The sequence below is a fragment of the Nocardioides sp. P4_G10 genome, assembly GCF_056401175.1.
Genome location: NZ_JBFUJV010000016.1, coordinates 1 through 16,616, shown reverse-complemented (window position 1 = coordinate 16,616; position 16,616 = coordinate 1). Strand labels below are relative to the sequence as shown.

The window sequence follows — 16,616 nt, the reverse complement described above, 5'->3', positions numbered from 1 at the left end:
CTAGCGAGCGGGACCCGCGGAGAGTCCGGCGGAGCGGTTGCGGCGGCGTGCGGCGAGCGCGGCAGCGGCCTGTGGCTCGCGGCGCGCGAAGCCGATCACGAGCCCGAGGGCCACGAGCGAGGGCAGCAGGGCCGACCCGCCGTAGGACACGATCGGGAGCGGGATGCCGATGACCGGCAGGACGGCGAGCACCATGCCGACGTTGATCATCATCTGGCCGAGCAGCCAGACCACGATGCCGAACGTCGCGTAGCGGACGAACGGGTCCTCGGTGCTGAGCGCGACCCGGATCGCGGCGTAGGCGATCGTGAAGAACAGGCCGACCACGAGCAGCGTGCCGACCAGGCCGAGCTCCTCGCCGAGCACGGCGAAGATGTAGTCGGTGTGGGCCTCCGGGAGGTCGCCCCACTTCTGGGTCGAGGCCCCGATGCCCTGGCCGAACCAGCCGCCGCTCGAGAGCGCGTAGAGGCCGTGGGCGGGCTGCCAGCCCGTGTCGGTGTAGTCCTTGAACGGGTCGGTGAAGTGGGTGATGCGCTGGAGCCGCTCGGGGTCCATCGCGGCCAGGGCGGCGGCCGCGGCCCCGAGCACGGAGATGCTGAGGGCGAAGAGACGCATCGGCGCACCGACGACCCAGAGCATCCCCAGCATGATCACGCCGAGCACCATCGCGGTGCCGAGGTCACGGCCGACGAGCACGAGAGCGATGACCGCGAGCAGGCCCGGCACGACGGGCACCAGCAGGTGGTGCAGCTCCCCGAGGCGGCGCTCCTTGTGGGCGTAGATGTTGGCCGCCCAGAGCACGATGGCGAGCTTGGCGACCTCGGCAGGCTGCATGGTGAACGGACCGACGGCGAGCCAGTTCTTGTTGCCGTTGATCAGCACGCCGAAGCGGGCCACCAGCGCGAGCAGGACCAGCGCGAAGACGAAGCCCGGATAGGCCAGCCGACGCACGTGCTTGATCGGCATCCTGGACGCCACCCACGCGGCCGGCAGGCCGATAGCCACCCAGAGCAGCTGCCGCTTCACGACCGCGTAGGAGTCGTCGTAGGTGAGGTAGGACCGGACGCTGGACGCGCTGAGCACCATGATCAGGCCGATGGTGAGCAGCAGCGCGGACGCGCCGAGGAGCAGGTAGTAGGACGCGAGCGGCTTGTCGGCCGCCTCGCGCAGCCCGCGCCACGCGCCGGAGACGGTGTCGCGCACCGCGTGCCAGGCCGCGACGACGCCGGAGCCCAGGGGCGCGCGGCCGCCGGAGGAGTCGCCCGGGACGTCCTCGGGGTTCGCGGTGGTCACTGCTCGCGCTCCCCTCTGGTGGCGGCTGGTGGCTAGTCGGTGCGGTCGATCCTGCGGTGCACGGCGGCCGCGAACGCGTCCCCGCGGGCGCCGTAGTTGGCGAACATGTCCATGGAGGCGCACCCCGGCGCGAGCAACACCGTGTCACCGGACCTGGCGAGCCCGGCAGCCGCGTCGACCACGCGCTCCATCGGATCCCCAGTCTCGTCCGCGCCCACATCGATGACCGGCACATCGGGCGCGTGTCGCGAAAGTGCGTCGGCCACCACCTGGCGGTCCCGGCCGAGCAGGACGACACCACGCAGCCGGCCGCCCACCGCGGCCACCAGGTCGTCGAACCGAGCGCCCTTGGCGAGGCCGCCCGCGATCCACACGACGTCCTCGTAGGCGGAGAGGGACGACTGGGCGGCGTGCGGGTTGGTGGCCTTGGAGTCGTCGATCCAGGTCACGCCGTCGGCCTCCGCGACGTGGGCGATCCGGTGGCCGTCGGGGCGGAACGCGCGCAGCCCGTCGCGCACCGCCTGCTGGCTGACGCCGTGGGCTCGCGCGAGCGCGGCGGCGGCCAGGGCGTTGGCGACGAAGTGCGGGGCGGGCGAGGCGAGGTCGCCCAGCGTGCAGAGCTCGGCGGCGCTGGTCGCGCGCTCCTCGATGAACGCCCGGTCGACGAGGAGGTCCTCCACGACACCGAGGTTGCCGGCGGACGGCATGCCGAGGGTGAAGCCCACGGCACGCGCGCCCTCGCCGACGTCGGCCTCGCGGACCATGTCCTCGGTGGCAGGGTCGGCGAGGTTGTAGACGCAGGCCCGCTGCACACCGGCGTAGACGCGCGCCTTGTCGGCGGCGTAGACCTCCATGCCCGTCCGGGCGCCCGGGTCGGTGCCCACGCCCGGCTCGTCGTCGTACCAGTCGAGGTGGTCCTCGGCGATGTTGAGCACGACGGCCGACTCCGCGGCCATCGAGCGGGTGTAGTGGAGCTGGAAGCTGGAGAGCTCGACGGCGAGGACGTCATAGGGCTCGGGGTCCATCACGGCCTCGACGATCGGCAGGCCGACGTTGCCCACCGCGACGGCCCGGAGCCCGGCGGCGGTGAGGATGGACTGGAGCATCTGCACCGTCGTGGTCTTGCCGTTGGTGCCGGTGACGGCCAGCCACGGTGCGGCGGCGTCGGGGTCGCGCAGGCGCCACGCCAGCTCGACCTCGCCCCACACGGGGATCCCGCGCTCGGTGGCCTGGGCGAGCAGCGGCGCGGTCGGCTTCCAGCCCGGTGAGGTGACCACCAGGTCGACGTCGTCGGGCAGCACGTCGGTCGCGCCCGGCTCGAGCCGGACGGTCGCGCCGAGTGTCTCCAGCAGCTCGGCCTTCTCGGCCTTCTCGTCGCTGGTCGACTCGTCGAGAGCCGTCACCTGCGCGCCGAGGAACAGGAGGTTGTCGGCGGCGGCGAAGCCGGAGACGCCGAACCCGGCGACCACGACGCGTGCGCCGGACCAGTCGCTGGCGCGGCCGAGGTCGTCGACGCGCACCCCGCCGGGAGCCTGCTCACCCAACGCCGGCGACCCACTCGGCGTAGAAGATGCCGAGACCGGTGGCCACGGCGAGCCCGGTGACGATCCAGAAGCGGATGACGATGGTCACCTGCTCCCAGCCGAGCATCTCGAAGTGGTGGTGCAGGGGCGTCATCCGGAAGACCCGGTGGCCGGCCTGGACCTTGAAGATGCTCCGGAACAGCCCGCTCGCCCGGCTGACCTTGAAGACCGACACCTGGATCATCACCGACAGCGTGATGACGACGAACAGCCCGCCGATGACCAGCAGCAGCAGCTCGGTGCGGGTCATGATCGCGAAGCCGGCCATCGCGCCGCCCAGCGACAGCGAGCCGGTGTCACCCAGGATGATCTGCGCCGGCGAGGCGTTCCACCAGAGGAACCCGAAGCAGGCGCCGGTGAGGGCGGCGGCGACGACGGCGAGGTCCAACGGGTCACGCACCTCGTAGCACTTGGCGCCCGCCTCCAGCGCACAGGACTGGCTGTTCTGCCAGATGTTGACCAGCGTGTAGGCCGCGAAGATGAGGATGCACGAGCCGGTCGCGAGGCCGTCGAGGCCGTCGGCGAGGTTCACCGCGTTGCTGAAGCCCGTGACGATGAACCAGATGAGCAGCAGCGCCAGGACCGCGGGGAGCGCGAACCGCTCGTAGTCGCGGATGAAGGAGATGTGGTTCGACGCAGGACGCCAGCCGCGCTCGTCCTCGAGCACCGGCGAGAGGGCGAGCACTCCGAACACGAGGGCGACGACCGTCTGGCCGATCATCTTCGCGCGGCTGCGCAGGCCGGTGCTGTGCTGTCGGCTGACCTTGAGGAAGTCGTCGAGGAAACCGACGACGCCGAGCCCCACCAGCAGGAAGATCAGCAGCAGCGCCGAGGCGGTGGGCGCCTGACCGGTGATCAGCTTGGCCGCGAAGTAGCCGACGACGGTGGCGAGCACGACGACCGCGCCGCCCATGGTCGGCGTACCGCGCTTGACGTGGTGGGTGGTCGGGCCGTCGTCGCGGATCGGCTGCCCGAATCCCTGCCGCGTGAAGAACCGGATCGCGTAGCGCGTGCCGAGCAGGGAGATCAGCAGGGAGAGTCCTCCTCCGAACAGGATGGCTCTCATGTGGTGGTTCCTTCCTTGCCGCTCCCGGTCAGGAGGTCGTCGGCGATCAGTTCCAGCGCCGCCCCCCGCGATGCCTTCACCAGGACGACATCAGCAGCCGAGACATTGTGCCGCAGCCAGTCGACCGCTTCGTCACGCCCCGCCGTGGTGATGGTCACTCCCCCGCCTCCGGCGGCGTCGAAACCCCGTGAGATCCCCGCTGCGTCGTCGCCGACGGAGAGCAGCACGTCGACCCCGGCCCGGGCGGCGTAGTCCCCCACCTCCCGGTGGGCCGCGGCGGCTCCGTCGCCGAGCTCGAGCATCTGGCCCAGCACGGCGACCGTACGCCGACCGGTGCGGTCTCCGATGCCGGCCAGGGTCTCGAGCGCCGCCCGCATCGACTCGGGGTTGGCGTTGTAGGCGTCGTTGATGACGACGAGCCCGTCGGGCCGCTCGGCCAGCTCCATCCGCCAGCGGCTGGCCGGGACGGCGTCGGCGAGCGAGTCGGCGACGGTGTCGAGGTCGAGGCCCGCGGCGAGGGCCATCGAGGCGGCCGCCGCGGCGTTGCGCCACTGGTAGGCGCCGACCTGGGCGAGGTGGACGGTGGCGCCGGAGCCGCGGTGGGCCATCTCGAACGACTGTCGGCCGAGCTCATCGGTGGTGACCTCGCTGACGGCGACGTCGGGGGCCGGGCCATCCGCGGGGCCCCCGAACGTGACGACCTGCGCCGCGGTGCGCCCGGCCATCGCGGCCACGAGGTCGTCGTCGGCGTTGAGCACGGCGGTGCCGTCGGCGGGCAGCGCCTCGACGATCTCGCCCTTGGCCTGCGCGATCGCCTCGCGGCTGCCGAACTCCCCGATGTGGGCGGTGCCGACGTTGAGCACGGCGGCCACCTGGGGCGGCGCGATGGCGCACAGCTCGGCGACGTGCCCGACGCCGCGGGCGCCCATCTCGACCACGAGGTAGCGGGTGTCGGGGGTCGCCCGGAGCACGGTCAGCGGCACGCCCAGCTCGTTGTTGAAGTTGCCGCGGGTCGCGACGGTGGGCCCGGCCTCGGACAGCAGGTGGGCGAGGTAGTCCTTGGTGCCGGTCTTGCCCTGGGAGCCGGTCATCGCGAGGACGACGACCTCGGGCAGCTGGTCCACGACGTGGCGCGCGAGCAGCCCGAGCGCCGCGGTCACGTCGTCCACCACAACGGTGGGCAGCTCGGTGGGCCGGCTGCCGAGCACCGCCACGGCACCGGCGTCACCGGCGGCCCCGGCCAGGTCGTGGCCGTCGACCCGCTCGCCGGCCACGGCCACGAAGAGACCGCCGTCCTCCGGGGTGCGGGTGTCGACGAACGCGCCGCCGACGACGACCGCCTCGCCGTGGGCGGTGCCGCCGACCACGTCGGCGATCTGGTCCAGGGTCATCTCGATCATGCGTCGCTCCCGGGCACGTCGGCGCCGTCGCGGCCGGCCGCGAGCGCCCGGACCTCCTCGGCAGCGACCACGCGGTCGTCGAACGGGTGCACCACGTCGCCGACCTCCTGGCCGGTCTCGTGGCCCTTGCCGGCGATCAGCAGCACGTCGCCGGGACGCGCACGGCGTACGGCCTCACGGATCGCGAGCCGACGGTCGCCCACCTCGACGACCTCGGCGGGGCCGCGGGCGCCGGCCAGGACGGCGGCGCGGATCGACGGGGGGTCCTCCGTGCGGGGGTTGTCGTCGGTGACCACCACCACGTCGGCGAGCCGCGCGGCGATCTCCCCCATCACCGGACGCTTCACGGTGTCGCGGTCACCGCCGGCGCCCACCACGACGACGACCTGGCCGTCGGTCAGCGGTCGCAGGGTGGCGAGGACCGCCTCGAGGGCGTCGGGCTTGTGGGCGTAGTCGACGACCACGGTGAAGTCCTGGCCGGCGGAGACCTGCTCGAGCCGCCCCGGGACCCCGCCGACGCGGGCGATGCCGTCGGCCACCCGTCGCGGGTCGAGCCCGGCGAGCGCCGCCGAGGCGATGGCGGCCAGCGCGTTGGAGACGTTGAACTCGCCCGGCACGTGGATCTCGGTGCGGAGCTCGACGTCGGGGCCGAGGACCGTGAAGCTCGCGCCCCCGGCCGTGAGGTCGACGTCGACCGCCCGCCAGTCGGCGTCGGCACCGCGGGAGGAGTACGTGGACATCGGGATGCCGGCGACGTCGAGGAGGCGACGGCCGAACTCGTCGTCGACGTTGGTCAGCCCGACCCGGGCCCGCTCGGGGGTGAAGAGACCGGCCTTGGCGGCGAAGTAGTCGTCGAGGTCGGCGTGGAAGTCGAGGTGGTCGCGACCGAGGTTGAGGAAGGTCGCGACGTCGAAGACGACGCCGTCGACCCGACCGAGCACGAGAGCGTGGCTGGAGACCTCCATGGCGCAGGTGTCGACGCCGCGCTCGCGCATGACCGCGAAGAGGCCGTGCAGGTCCGGCGCCTCCGGCGTCGTGAGCTGGGTCTTGACGTCCTCCCCCGCGATCCGGGTGCCGACGGTGCCGATGGCCGCCGAGGTCACGCCGGCCTCGGTGAGCCCCTGCTCGAGCACGCGGGTGGTGGTGGTCTTGCCCTGGGTGCCGGTCACTCCGATGACGCGCAGACCGGCGGCGGGGTCGCCGTAGATCCGCGCGGCGAGGCGCCCGAGCACGCGCCGCGGCTCGGTCACCACGAGGGCGGGCGTGCCCGGCGGGAGCCGGTCCAGGCCCGCGGAGTCGGTCAGCACCACGACGGCGCCGGCCGCGACGGCCTGCGCGGCGAAGTCCGCACCGTGGGCGCGCGCGCCCGGGAGCGCTGCGTACAGGTCGCCGGGTCGCACCCGTGCGGTGCTCAGCGAGATGCCGGAGACGGCGACGGCCAGGTCACCGTGCACGGCGACGTCTGTCGTGGCCGAGAGCCAGTCGGCGAGCTCGGTCGCAGGGGTCGACGGGGACTGCTGCGGACGCGTCGCACTCTCGGGCTCGTGCACCGGCCGAGGGTATCGAGTCACCACTCGACGGGCAGGCGCGACGGCGTGCCGTTGGTCGGCTCGACGCCGTAGCGGCCCAGGACGTAGCCCATGATCCGGGAGAACACCGGGCCCGCGATCGAGCCGCCGCCCCCGTCGACCTTGGGTGCGTGGACCACGACGTAGACCGTGAAGCGGGCGTCGTCGGCCGGCGCGAAGCCGCCGAAGGACACCGAGGTGCTGCCGTCGTAGCCGGTGCCGTCGCTGGCGACCCGCTGGGCGGTGCCGGTCTTGCCKGCCACGAGGTAGCCGGGCACCTGCGCCGCGGGCGCGACACCGTCCTCGGGGTCGACGACCTTCTCCATCATGCGGGCGGTCGCGCGCGCGGCCTGCTTGCTGACGACCCGGGTGCGGGTGGCCTCGTCGGTGCCGACGGTGACTCCGTCGTCGGTGACCGCGGAGCCGGCGATCAGGCTCGGGGAGACCCGCACGCCGCCGTTGGCGACCGTGTTGACGGCCGCAGCCATCTGGGCGACGTTGACCGAGAGTGACTGGCCGAAGGCGACGCGGTCCTTGGTCTGCGAGGTCATCGCCTCGCCCGGCGTGAGGATGCCGGGGGTCTCGCCGCGCACACCGACGTTGGTCCGCTGGCCGAGACCGAACTTCTGCAGGTAGGCCACCAGCTCGACCGGGGAGAACGCGTCGGCGGCGAGCACGGTGCCGATGTTGGAGGACTTCGCGATGATCCCCGCGAGCGTGAGCCGGATGTTGCCGTGGTCGAACCAGTCACCGATCACCCGGTCCTGCCGGGCGAGGCTGGGCGGCACCTTGAAGCGCTGGCGCGGGAACGCCTTGCCGGCGTCGATGAGCGAGGAAGCAGTGAGCACCTTCTCCACCGAGCCGGGCTCGTAGGTGTCGCTCAGGGCGCGGGACCCGAGGTCGTCCTCGTCGGCCTCGGTCGGCGCGTTGGCGTCGAAGGTCGGCACGTCGGCGAGCGCGAGGATCTCGCCGGTGCGGGTGTCCATGACGACCGCGGCCCCGCTCTCCGCGCGGTACTGGCGCACCGACTGCGCGAGCACCTTCTGGGTGAACCACTGGAGGTCGCGGTCGATGGTGGTGCGCAGCGGCGCACCGTTGTGCGCGGCCTTGAGCGTGCTCTCGCGCAGCGGGATCCGCACGCCCTTGCCGGAGTTGGACTGCCACGTCGCCTCGCCGTCGACGCCGGCCAGCTGCTTGTCGAAGGTGCGCTCGAAGCCGCCGAGGGGCTCGTCGGTGCCCATGTAGCCGAGCAGGTTGGCGGCCACGTCGCCGGAGGGGTAGGAGCGGATCGGGTCGTCCTGGAGGCTGATGCCGGTGAACCCGGCGGCGTCGAGCTCGGCGAGCGTGTCGCCGGCGAGGGTGCTCGGCACCCGGCGGGCGACGTACTCGTAGCGGCTGCCCTCCTTGCGCCCGCGCAGGGCCGTGAGGGTCCGGAAGTAGTCGACGGAGAGCCGGTCCGAGAGCAGGCGCGCGAGCTCGGGTGCCCGGTCGGCGGTGAGGTCGGGGTCGGCGATGACCATCTTGCCCTTGACCGAGTCGGCCAGGGGTACGCCGTTGCGGTCGAGGATGTCGCCCCGCTCCGCCACCAGTGGCAGCCGCACCGCACCCTCGGCGGCCGCGCGGACGGCGTACGAGCGCGGGTCGACGCCCTGGAGCTGGACGAGCCTCGCACCGAAGAAGGAGAGGACGATCGCGATGAGGACGAACCCGATGCGCAGTCGCAGCATCGGCGCGCCGCGCGAGGCGCCGCGCCTGGTGCGGGTGCTCGGCACTGGTCTCCTCATTTCCCGTCGGCTCCCTGCCGGATCCGACCTGCTCGACAATCTAGGTGTGCGGTGCCGTCGAACGGCGTGACCGCGCCGTCAGCGGTTGCGGTTCTTGCGGGGCTTGGCGTTCGCCACCCCGGGGTCCGTCGTGGCCTGCTCCTCGACAGTGGGAGCGGCGGGGACCTCGACGTACGTCGGCTCGGGCGCGAGGATCGCCGGCTTGATCGGCGCCGGCGGCTGCAGCTGGATGGCATTCTCCCGGGTGGCCGGCGTCCGGACGCCGGTGGTCTTGCCCGTCTCGAGGTCGAGGAACACCGGGGCCGACGGGATCACCATGCCCATCGTCTGCGCCTGGGTCGCGACGCGCTGCGGGTTGCGGAGCTCGTCGAGCTCCATCCGCAGCGTCTGCTCGCGCGCGGCGAGGGTGTCGGCCTCCGACTCGAGGGCGGACGCCGTGAACGACGCCTGCTGCATGGAGGTGTTGAAGAGGAGCAGTCCCACGATGCCGCCGACCAGGACCAGGCTCACCAGCGTCATGAACGGCACCCGCGGCGCGCGGGACCGCACGCGCGGCACCACGGTGAGACGGGCCTTGTCGACCGCCTCCTGGGCGATCCGCGTGACGCGGGTCCTGGGCTGCAGGGCGGAACTGCTCATCGGGCGACTCCTGGGGAAGAGGGAGAGGACGGGAGGACGCGCTCGACGGCGCGCAGGCGGACGGATGCTGCTCGGGGGTTCTCGGCGATCTCGTGCTCGTCGGCCTGCTCGGCGCCGCGGGTGACGAGCCGCAGGGCAGGCTCGGCACCCTCGGGGACGAACGGCAGGTCCGGCGGCACGTCCAGCCGGGTGGCGTCGGCGAAGGCCCGCTTGACCAGGCGGTCCTCGAGCGAGTGGTAGGCCTCGACGACCACGCGACCACCGACGCCGATGACCTCGATGGAGGCGGGGATCGCGCGGCGCAGGACGGCGAGCTCGTCGTTGACGGCCATCCGCAGCGCCTGGAAGGTGCGCTTGGCGGGGTGGCCACCGGTACGCCGCGCCGGGGCGGGGATCGATGCGTAGAGCAGCTCGACGAGGTCGGCGCTGGTGGTGAACGGCGTCGTCTCGCGTCGGCGGACCACCTCGCGGGCGATCCTGCTGGCGAACTTCTCCTCGCCGTACTCCCGCAGGATGCGAGTCAGCTCCTGGGCCGTGGCGGTGTTGAGCAGCTCGGCCGCGGTCCGTCCGGTCGTCGGGTCCATCCGCATGTCGAGCGGTGCGTCCTCGGAGTAGGCGAAGCCGCGCTCGCGGACGTCGAGCTGCATGGAGGAGACGCCGAGGTCGAAGAAGACGGCATCGACGTGGTCGAGGCCGAGCGAGCCGACCACCTCGGGAAGCTCGTCGTACACCGCGTGCACGGCGGTGAAGCGGTCACCGTGCGCCGCGAGCCGCTCGCTCGACATCTGCAGGGCGACCGGGTCGCGGTCGATGCCGATGACCCGGGCGTTCGGGAGGCGCTCGAGGACGGCCTCGCTGTGGCCACCGAGGCCGAGCGTGCAGTCGACGTAGACCGAGCCGGGGGCCTCGAGCGCAGGCGCCAGCAGGGCGACGACCCGGTCGAGGAGCACCGGGGCGTGGCGGGGAGTCGTCATCTGCTCAGCCCTGGGAGCCCAGGTGGGTCAGCAGGAGCAGGGCCAGCGCCAGGCCGCAGGCCGTGGCGGCCGAGAACGCGATCAGGGCAGCCGCCTCGCGCGCCTGGTCGCGCACCCGCAGCGGCGGTGCCGCTGCCGTGCGTCCCACGGGCTGGGTGGTGCTCATGGTCTCGACCCCACTGGTGTGCTGCGGATGTGCTGGCTGGTGCTGCTGGTTGGCGGTGCGGCTGACACTCCCCGTCGTGTGGCACGGGGCGAGCCGCCGCACCAGGTCCCTGCCCGCTCCTCTGCCCCTCTCGGGGTGGGTGCCCTCTGGTGCCGGGGAAGTGCCCCAGATGGCCACGCGAGGAGCGGGCTCGAGACCTGGTGATACGGGTCGCGATGTCAGCTGTGGAGTTGTCGGGCGGTGCTGGCTCAGATGCCGGGGAAGACCTCGTCGCTGAGCTCGGAGAACTTCTGCTCCTGCTCCTCGGAGTAGGTCGCCCACGAGGTCGGGTCCCAGATCTCGATCCGGTTCATCGACCCGATGACGACGCACTCCTTGCGGAGCGAGGCGTACTCCCGCAGCGGTGCCGGGATGTTGATGCGTCCCTGCTTGTCCGGCACCTCCTGGCTGGCGGCGGCGAACAGCATGCGGACGTAGTCACGGGTGTTCTTCTGCGTGACCGGCGCCTCGCGGAGCCGGTCGGTGAGCTTCTCGAAGTCGGCCAGGGACCAGACGGTGAGGCAGCGCTCCTGACCTCTGGTCACCACGAGTCCCTCCGTCAGCTCGTCCCTGAACTTCGCCGGGAGGAAGAGCCGGCCCTTCTCGTCGAGCTTGGGCGTGTAGGTGCCGAAGAACATCCGGTACCTCCCCTGCTCGGCGGGCAGATCGACCCTGTCCCCCACTTCGCACCACAGTACTCCACTTCGCTCCACCGTCAACCAGATCACGCGTGTTTCACGCACGAATTTCGGGCTTTCGTGGCGTTGCCGGCGCGGCCGGCCCGAACCGCTCCAGCGCTCGATCAGGCGTGGAGGAGCGCCGATCCACGCTCAGGAGGGGTCGCCGGCAGGCCAGGTGGAGCGCCGGTGGGGAGATCGGGCCGCCAGCGGTGGGGCGAAGTGGGGGAACCGGGGTAGCCCGGGTGGGTGACGCCCGCGACGAGGAGCCGCGTGGGTGGGGCCGGACGGGTATGTTGCGCGCACCACATACCGTGGGGACGAGCACGTACGAGGGGACGGACAACGTGACGACTGGGTTTTCCGAGCAGGCGCCCGACCTGGACACCGTTCGGCGGGTCACCGGCGCCGTGCGCCAGAACATCGAGCGCGTGATCGCGGGCAAGCCCGACGTCGTCAACGCCGCCCTGGTCGTCCTCCTCGCCGAGGGTCATCTCCTCATCGAGGACGTGCCCGGCGTCGGCAAGACCCAGCTCAGCAAGGCGCTGGCCCGCAGCATCGACTGCTCGGTGGCGCGCATCCAGTTCACCCCGGACCTGCTGCCCTCCGACGTCACCGGCGTCTCGATCTTCAACCAGGACACCCGCCAGTTCGAGTTCCGGCCCGGCGGTGTGTTCGCCAACATCGTGGTCGGCGACGAGATCAACCGGGCCTCCCCCAAGACCCAGTCAGCCCTGCTCGAGGCCATGGAGGAGCGCCAGGTCACCGTCGACAACGCGACCTACATGCTCGAGAAGCCGTTCATGGTGATCGCAACGCAGAACCCCATCGAGATGGAGGGCACCTACGCCCTGCCGGAGGCGCAGCGCGACCGCTTCATGGCGCGCGTCTCGGTCGGCTACCCCGTGGAGGCTGCGGAGATCGCCATGCTCGAGGGGCACACCGCCCACAACCCGCTCGACGACCTCGAGCCTGTCACCGACGCCGGGGAGATCCGCAAGGTGATCGAGATCGTCGGCCGGGTGCACGTGTCCACCGCGGTGCACCGCTACGCCGTGGCCCTCACCACCGCGACCCGCGCCAGCAACGACCTGCACCTCGGCGCGTCACCGCGAGCGACGCTCCACCTGGTGCGGGCGGCCAAGGCAGTCGCCGCCACGCAGGGACGCGACTACGTCCTGCCCGACGACATCCACGGCATCACGTCCCCCGTCCTCGCCCACCGACTGCTCCCCAACGTCGAGGCGACGATGAGCGGACGCACCACCGCCGCGATCCTGTCCGCGATCGTGGAGTCCGTGCCCGTCCCCTCGGCGTCCGACTCGACCTCGGTCCCACGCGGCAGCCGTGCGTGAGGCACTCGCGGCTCTGACCGTCCGCGGACGGGCGTTCCTCGCGGCCGGCATCACCACCGTCGTGGCCGCGATCGTGGTCGGGCACTCCTCGGTCGTACGCATCGGCGTGCTGGTCGCGGTGCTGCCGCTGCTCACCGCCTGGTGGGTCGGGCGGTCTCGCTACCGCCTCTCGCTGGTCCGCACGGTCACGCCCCAGCTCGTCGTCGCCGGGCAGTCCGCGACCGTCGAGCTCACCGTCTCCAACGAGTCGCGCACGCCCACGGGCGTGCTGCTGCTGGAGGAGCGACTGCCCTACGTCCTCGGCACCCGCCCGCGCTTCGTCCTCGAGGGTCTCGGGCACGGCTGGCGCCGGCACGCGACGTACCAGGTGCGCTCGGAGCTGCGCGGACAGTTCGAGATCGGTCCGATGTCGGTGCGGGTGACCGACCCGTTCGGCTTCGTCGAGCTCGGCCGGACGTTCCACGCCACGGCGCGGCTCACCGTCACACCGCGCACGACGCCCCTGCCCAGCATCCCGCTCGGTGGCGCCTGGACCGGGTCGGGCGACAACCGTCCCCGGGCCTTCGCCACTGGCAGCGCGGAGGACGTCACGGTCCGGGAGTACCGGCGCGGCGATGACCTGCGGCGCGTCCACTGGCGCAGCTCGGCCCGCGTGGGTGAGCTGATGGTCCGCCGCGAGGAGCAGCCGTGGCAGTCGCGCGCGACCGTGTTCCTCGACAACCGCGGCATCGCCCATCGCGGACAGGGAGCGGCCAGCTCGCTCGAGGGCGCCGTGTCCGCGGCCGCGTCGATCGCGATCCACCTCGCCCACCACGGCTACACCGTCCGCCTGGTCACCGCGTCGGGCGACAGCCGCGAGACCGAGTGGCACTCCCACAGCGCGGAGGCCAGCACCATCCCGCTCCTCGAGGCGCTCGCCGTCGTGCAGCTCGACCACTCCCCCGCGCCCGACACCCAGTGGCTGGCCGAGCCCGGGCACGGCGGTCTCACCATCGGGGTCTTCGGCGGACTGGGCGACCCTGACCTGCCGTTCCTCCGCCGCCTGCAGCACCACGCCTCGTCGAGCCTGGCGATCGCGCTCGACGTGGACGCGTGGGCTCCGCACCTGCCCGTCCAGCCCGGCCCCGCCGCGGCCGCCCACCTCACCTCGACCGGGTGGCGCTCGATCAGCCTCGGCCCGCGTGACCGCCTCGACACCGCTTGGCAGGAGCTCGGCCTGATGCAGAGCCGGGCCACGGCATCACCGGCAGGAGCCGGTCGATGAGGGCCTCGTGGAGCACGCTCCCCCACCAGCTGCGCATCGCCGGCATCGCGCTCCTGGCCTCCTGGACGACCGTGCTCTCGTGGCGCGTCCTGACCGATGACTTCGGCGAGGTCGCGATCCCACTGCTCCTCATCGGGGTCGTCCTGGCCGGTTCGGGCGCCCTGGCTCGCTGGAGCCGGCTCCCGGGACTCGCGATCGTCGCCGGCCAGCTCGTGCTCGGCGGCCTCCTCGTGCTCGGCACCACCACCGGGTCGCCCATCCCGACCCCGAGCAACGTCGACACCTTCATGGCCGCGCTGTCAGACGCGCTCGAGACGTCGCGCAGCTACGCCGCGCCCGTGCAGTCCGGCGTCCCGCCGGTGCACCCGTTGCTCCTCATCGGCGGCACGCTCGTCGTGCTGCTCGTCGACCTGATCGCCTGCACCATGCGGCGGGCCCCGGTGGCCGGCCTCGTGCTGCTCGCCGCCTACACCCTGCCGGTCGCGGTCACCGGAGACGCGGTGTCGTGGTGGCTCTTCGCCGTGATCGCCGGCCTGTTCCTCACCCTGGTCTTCATCCAGCACAGCGACCACGTCACCAGCTGGGGCCGCGCACCCGAGGGCGAGAAGGGCTCCTTCTCGGTCCGCACCGGCGCGATCGGCAACACGGCGCTGGCGCTCGGCGCGACCGCCATCGCGCTCGCGGTCGTCGTGCCCGTCGCCGTGCCCACGATGAGCATGAGCGTCTTCGAGGGCAACGGACCCGGCACGCGCGAGGTCGAGGTGCAGGACCCGATGGTCGACCTGCGCCGTGACCTGCGCCGCGGCGAGGACATCCCGCTGCTGTGGGTCACCACGCTCGGACCGAGGCCGACCTACCTCCGCATCTCGGTCCTCTCCCGGTTCAGCGGCTCGCAGTGGACGCCCGGGGATCGCGAGATCCCCGAGTCGCAGGCCGCGACCGGCGCGCTGCCCTCGCTCGACGGCGTAGCCCTCGACGTGCAGCGCCGCGAGTTCAAGTACGACGTACGCGTCGGGCCGGACTTCGCGTCGACGTGGCTGCCCACCGCGGCGCAGACGACGCGGATCGCGGCCGGCAACGACTGGCGCTACGACCTCAACACCCGCGACGTCATCGCCGCGCGCGAGGGCATCACGACGGCCGACAGCACCTACGACTACACGGGTGTCCAGCTCGAGTACGACGCCGACCGGATGAACTCCGCGGTGTCCGGTGCCGGCTCGGTGGCCGGGATCTTCACCGAGGTGCCGAGCACGCTCAACAACGAGATCCGCCGGCTGGCGGCGAGCATCACTGCGGACGCACCCACCCGTTTCCAGAAGGCGCAGGTGCTGCAGCAGTGGTTCCGCGAGGACGGCGGCTTCCGCTACGACCTCAGCGAGGTCCCGTCAGCGGGCGACGGCAGCGCGGACCTCCTCGCGTTCCTCAACGACCGGGTCGGCTACTGCGAGCAGTTCGCGGCGTCGATGGCGATCATGGCGCGCATCATCGGCATCCCGAGCCGGGTGGCGGTCGGCTTCCTCGAGCCCGAGCGCGCCACCAACGGCTCGTGGGAGTTCTCCTCGCGCGACCTGCACGCCTGGCCCGAGCTCTACTTCCCGGGATCGGGCTGGGTGCGCTTCGAGCCCACCCCCCAGGCCCGCACCAGCCAGCCGCCGGACTACACCGAGGCGCAGTTCGCCGAGGTCACCGAGACGCCCACGCCGAGCGCCGCCCGCCCCAGCGAGGACCTGCCCGAGCGCGGCGCGGATGCCGCCGCCGACGCGGCCTCCGACGACAGCAGCGCCTCGTCGACCCCCTGGGTCCCGATCGTCGCCGGCCTTCTCGGCCTGGCGGTGGTGGGTCTCCTGCTGCTCACGCCCCGGCTGGTCCGTACGGCGCGGCGGCGCCGCCGCCTCGACGGGGACGTCGAGGACCTCTGGCTCGAGCTCCGAGACGTCGCCACCGACCTGGGCCACGCCTGGCCGGTGGGCCGGTCGCCCCGACGCGCCGGCGAGTGGCTCGGCCACCTGCTGGCGACGCCCGTCCACGACGGCTCGCGACCCGACCGCCCGCGGCGCGGTCGCGACCAGGCCCCCGAGGCGGCTCAGGCCCTCGACCGGCTCGTCTCGGCTCTCGAGCGCAGCCGCTACGCCCGCGACCCCGAGACCTTCACCGCCGACCACCTCGCCGGCGACCTCGTCCTCGTCGAGGAGTCCCTCGCCGCCGGGGTGACGTCGCGTGAGGCGCGCCGCGCGGAGTGGTGGCCGACCTCCGTCGTGGGACGCCGCAGGTCGTGGCGCCCGCGCACCCGCGCAGGCCGGGCCTCGACCACGACCCCGGACCACGAGTCGACCCGGACGGTCGACGAGCTGGTCGGCTGAGCGGACCAGCGGCCTGCGGTCGCACGCGGCGAGTCCTCGGCGACACGCCCGTCGGCGGTGCGCCACCCACATTCGGCTCGCCCGGAACGTGGCTCAGCCACCGCTCGTACGGCGAGCCCCGAACGACACGCCCGTGGGCGGTGCGCCACCCACATTCGGCTCGCTTGGGTTCAAGGTCTGGATGCAACACCTCGTGATGAAGGGGTGTCTGTGATGGCGGCTCGGCGGGTGTTTCCGCAGCAGGTTCGTCGTGAGTTCTGGTGTCTTGTACGCGAGGGGCTGACGGTCGCGGAGGCGGCGCAGAGGGTTGGCGCGTCGCGGTTCGCGGGGATGGATTGGTACCGCGAGCGTGGTGGGGTGATGCCCCCGTGTGATCCGCCGGCGATACTCAGGCCGCGTTTGAGTTTCGAACAGCGTGAAGAGATCGCGGCGCTCCATGCCGCCG

At 72.5% G+C, this 16,616-nt stretch carries 13 protein-coding genes and 1 pseudogene; 4 read left to right on the top strand and 10 right to left on the bottom strand.

What is annotated here, in order from left to right; genetic code table 11:
* The 10 genes from ftsW to mraZ all read right to left on the bottom strand — a co-directional run bounded on the left by ftsW (position 1) and on the right by mraZ (position 11,150).
* Complete coding sequence (gene ftsW, locus AC1DP1_RS16285) at positions 1 to 1,293, bottom strand: putative lipid II flippase FtsW (RefSeq protein ID WP_477507703.1); 1,293 nt, start codon at positions 1,291 to 1,293, stop codon at positions 1 to 3.
* Between the two features lie 32 nt (positions 1,294 to 1,325).
* A complete protein-coding gene (gene murD / locus AC1DP1_RS16280) occupies positions 1,326 to 2,837 on the bottom strand; it encodes a UDP-N-acetylmuramoyl-L-alanine--D-glutamate ligase (RefSeq protein WP_477507702.1) in 1,512 nt (503 codons plus the stop codon).
* Positions 2,830 to 3,942, bottom strand: a complete 1,113-nt coding sequence (mraY, locus tag AC1DP1_RS16275) for a phospho-N-acetylmuramoyl-pentapeptide-transferase (RefSeq protein WP_477507701.1) — start codon at positions 3,940 to 3,942, stop codon at positions 2,830 to 2,832. Before mraY ends, murD begins: the two co-directional genes overlap by 8 nt.
* Entirely contained in the window at positions 3,939 to 5,342 is a 1,404-nt protein-coding gene (locus tag AC1DP1_RS16270) for a UDP-N-acetylmuramoyl-tripeptide--D-alanyl-D-alanine ligase (protein ID WP_477507700.1), read from the bottom strand. The genes mraY and AC1DP1_RS16270 overlap by 4 nt, the downstream gene beginning before the upstream one ends.
* Complete coding sequence (locus tag AC1DP1_RS16265; protein ID WP_477507699.1) at positions 5,339 to 6,892, bottom strand: UDP-N-acetylmuramoyl-L-alanyl-D-glutamate--2,6-diaminopimelate ligase; 1,554 nt, start codon at positions 6,890 to 6,892, stop codon at positions 5,339 to 5,341. Before AC1DP1_RS16265 ends, AC1DP1_RS16270 begins: the two co-directional genes overlap by 4 nt.
* 17 nt (positions 6,893 to 6,909) lie before the next feature.
* Positions 6,910 to 8,682, bottom strand: coding sequence for a peptidoglycan D,D-transpeptidase FtsI family protein (locus tag AC1DP1_RS16260; RefSeq protein WP_477507698.1), 1,773 nt, complete (start codon positions 8,680 to 8,682; stop codon positions 6,910 to 6,912).
* A gap of 90 nt (positions 8,683 to 8,772) precedes the next feature.
* Positions 8,773 to 9,333: a cell division protein FtsL gene (ftsL, locus tag AC1DP1_RS16255; RefSeq protein ID WP_477507697.1), complete on the bottom strand. Its 561-nt coding sequence runs from the start codon at positions 9,331 to 9,333 to the stop codon at positions 8,773 to 8,775.
* Positions 9,330 to 10,307, bottom strand: a complete 978-nt coding sequence (rsmH, locus tag AC1DP1_RS16250) for a 16S rRNA (cytosine(1402)-N(4))-methyltransferase RsmH (protein ID WP_477507696.1) — start codon at positions 10,305 to 10,307, stop codon at positions 9,330 to 9,332. Before rsmH ends, ftsL begins: the two co-directional genes overlap by 4 nt.
* A gap of 4 nt (positions 10,308 to 10,311) precedes the next feature.
* Positions 10,312 to 10,473 (bottom strand): hypothetical protein, encoded by a 162-nt coding sequence (locus AC1DP1_RS16245; protein ID WP_268112445.1) that lies wholly within the window; start codon positions 10,471 to 10,473, stop codon positions 10,312 to 10,314.
* Between the two features lie 248 nt (positions 10,474 to 10,721).
* Positions 10,722 to 11,150 (bottom strand): division/cell wall cluster transcriptional repressor MraZ, encoded by a 429-nt coding sequence (mraZ, locus tag AC1DP1_RS16240; RefSeq protein ID WP_457185622.1) that lies wholly within the window; start codon positions 11,148 to 11,150, stop codon positions 10,722 to 10,724.
* A gap of 386 nt (positions 11,151 to 11,536) precedes the next feature.
* Between mraZ and AC1DP1_RS16235 the strand changes: the two genes are divergently transcribed.
* From AC1DP1_RS16235 to AC1DP1_RS16220, 4 genes and pseudogenes are all read left to right on the top strand, one after another.
* Positions 11,537 to 12,544, top strand: coding sequence for an AAA family ATPase (locus AC1DP1_RS16235; RefSeq protein WP_477507695.1), 1,008 nt, complete (start codon positions 11,537 to 11,539; stop codon positions 12,542 to 12,544).
* The gene (locus tag AC1DP1_RS16230) at positions 12,537 to 13,808 is read left to right on the top strand and encodes a DUF58 domain-containing protein (RefSeq protein WP_477507694.1); all 1,272 of its coding nucleotides are present in this window, start codon (positions 12,537 to 12,539) and stop codon (positions 13,806 to 13,808) included. The genes AC1DP1_RS16235 and AC1DP1_RS16230 overlap by 8 nt, the downstream gene beginning before the upstream one ends.
* On the top strand, positions 13,805 to 16,171 hold the full coding sequence (locus AC1DP1_RS16225) for a transglutaminase TgpA family protein (RefSeq protein ID WP_477507693.1): 2,367 nt from the start codon (positions 13,805 to 13,807) through the stop codon (positions 16,169 to 16,171). Before AC1DP1_RS16230 ends, AC1DP1_RS16225 begins: the two co-directional genes overlap by 4 nt.
* Before the next feature lie 228 nt (positions 16,172 to 16,399).
* Positions 16,400 to 16,616 (top strand): annotated as a pseudogene (locus tag AC1DP1_RS16220) (IS30 family transposase); the annotation flags it as partial.

Coding starts and splice junctions, on each gene's coding strand:
- mraY (WP_477507701.1), bottom strand. CDS start 3,942: ATGAGAGCCATCCTGTTCGGAGGAGGACTCTCCCTGCTGATCTCCCTG.
- AC1DP1_RS16270 (WP_477507700.1), bottom strand. CDS start 5,342: ATGATCGAGATGACCCTGGACCAGATCGCCGACGTGGTCGGCGGCACC.
- ftsL (WP_477507697.1), bottom strand. CDS start 9,333: ATGAGCAGTTCCGCCCTGCAGCCCAGGACCCGCGTCACGCGGATCGCC.
- rsmH (WP_477507696.1), bottom strand. CDS start 10,307: ATGACGACTCCCCGCCACGCCCCGGTGCTCCTCGACCGGGTCGTCGCC.
- AC1DP1_RS16245 (WP_268112445.1), bottom strand. CDS start 10,473: ATGAGCACCACCCAGCCCGTGGGACGCACGGCAGCGGCACCGCCGCTG.
- mraZ (WP_457185622.1), bottom strand. CDS start 11,150: ATGTTCTTCGGCACCTACACGCCCAAGCTCGACGAGAAGGGCCGGCTC.
- AC1DP1_RS16225 (WP_477507693.1), top strand. CDS start 13,805: ATGAGGGCCTCGTGGAGCACGCTCCCCCACCAGCTGCGCATCGCCGGC.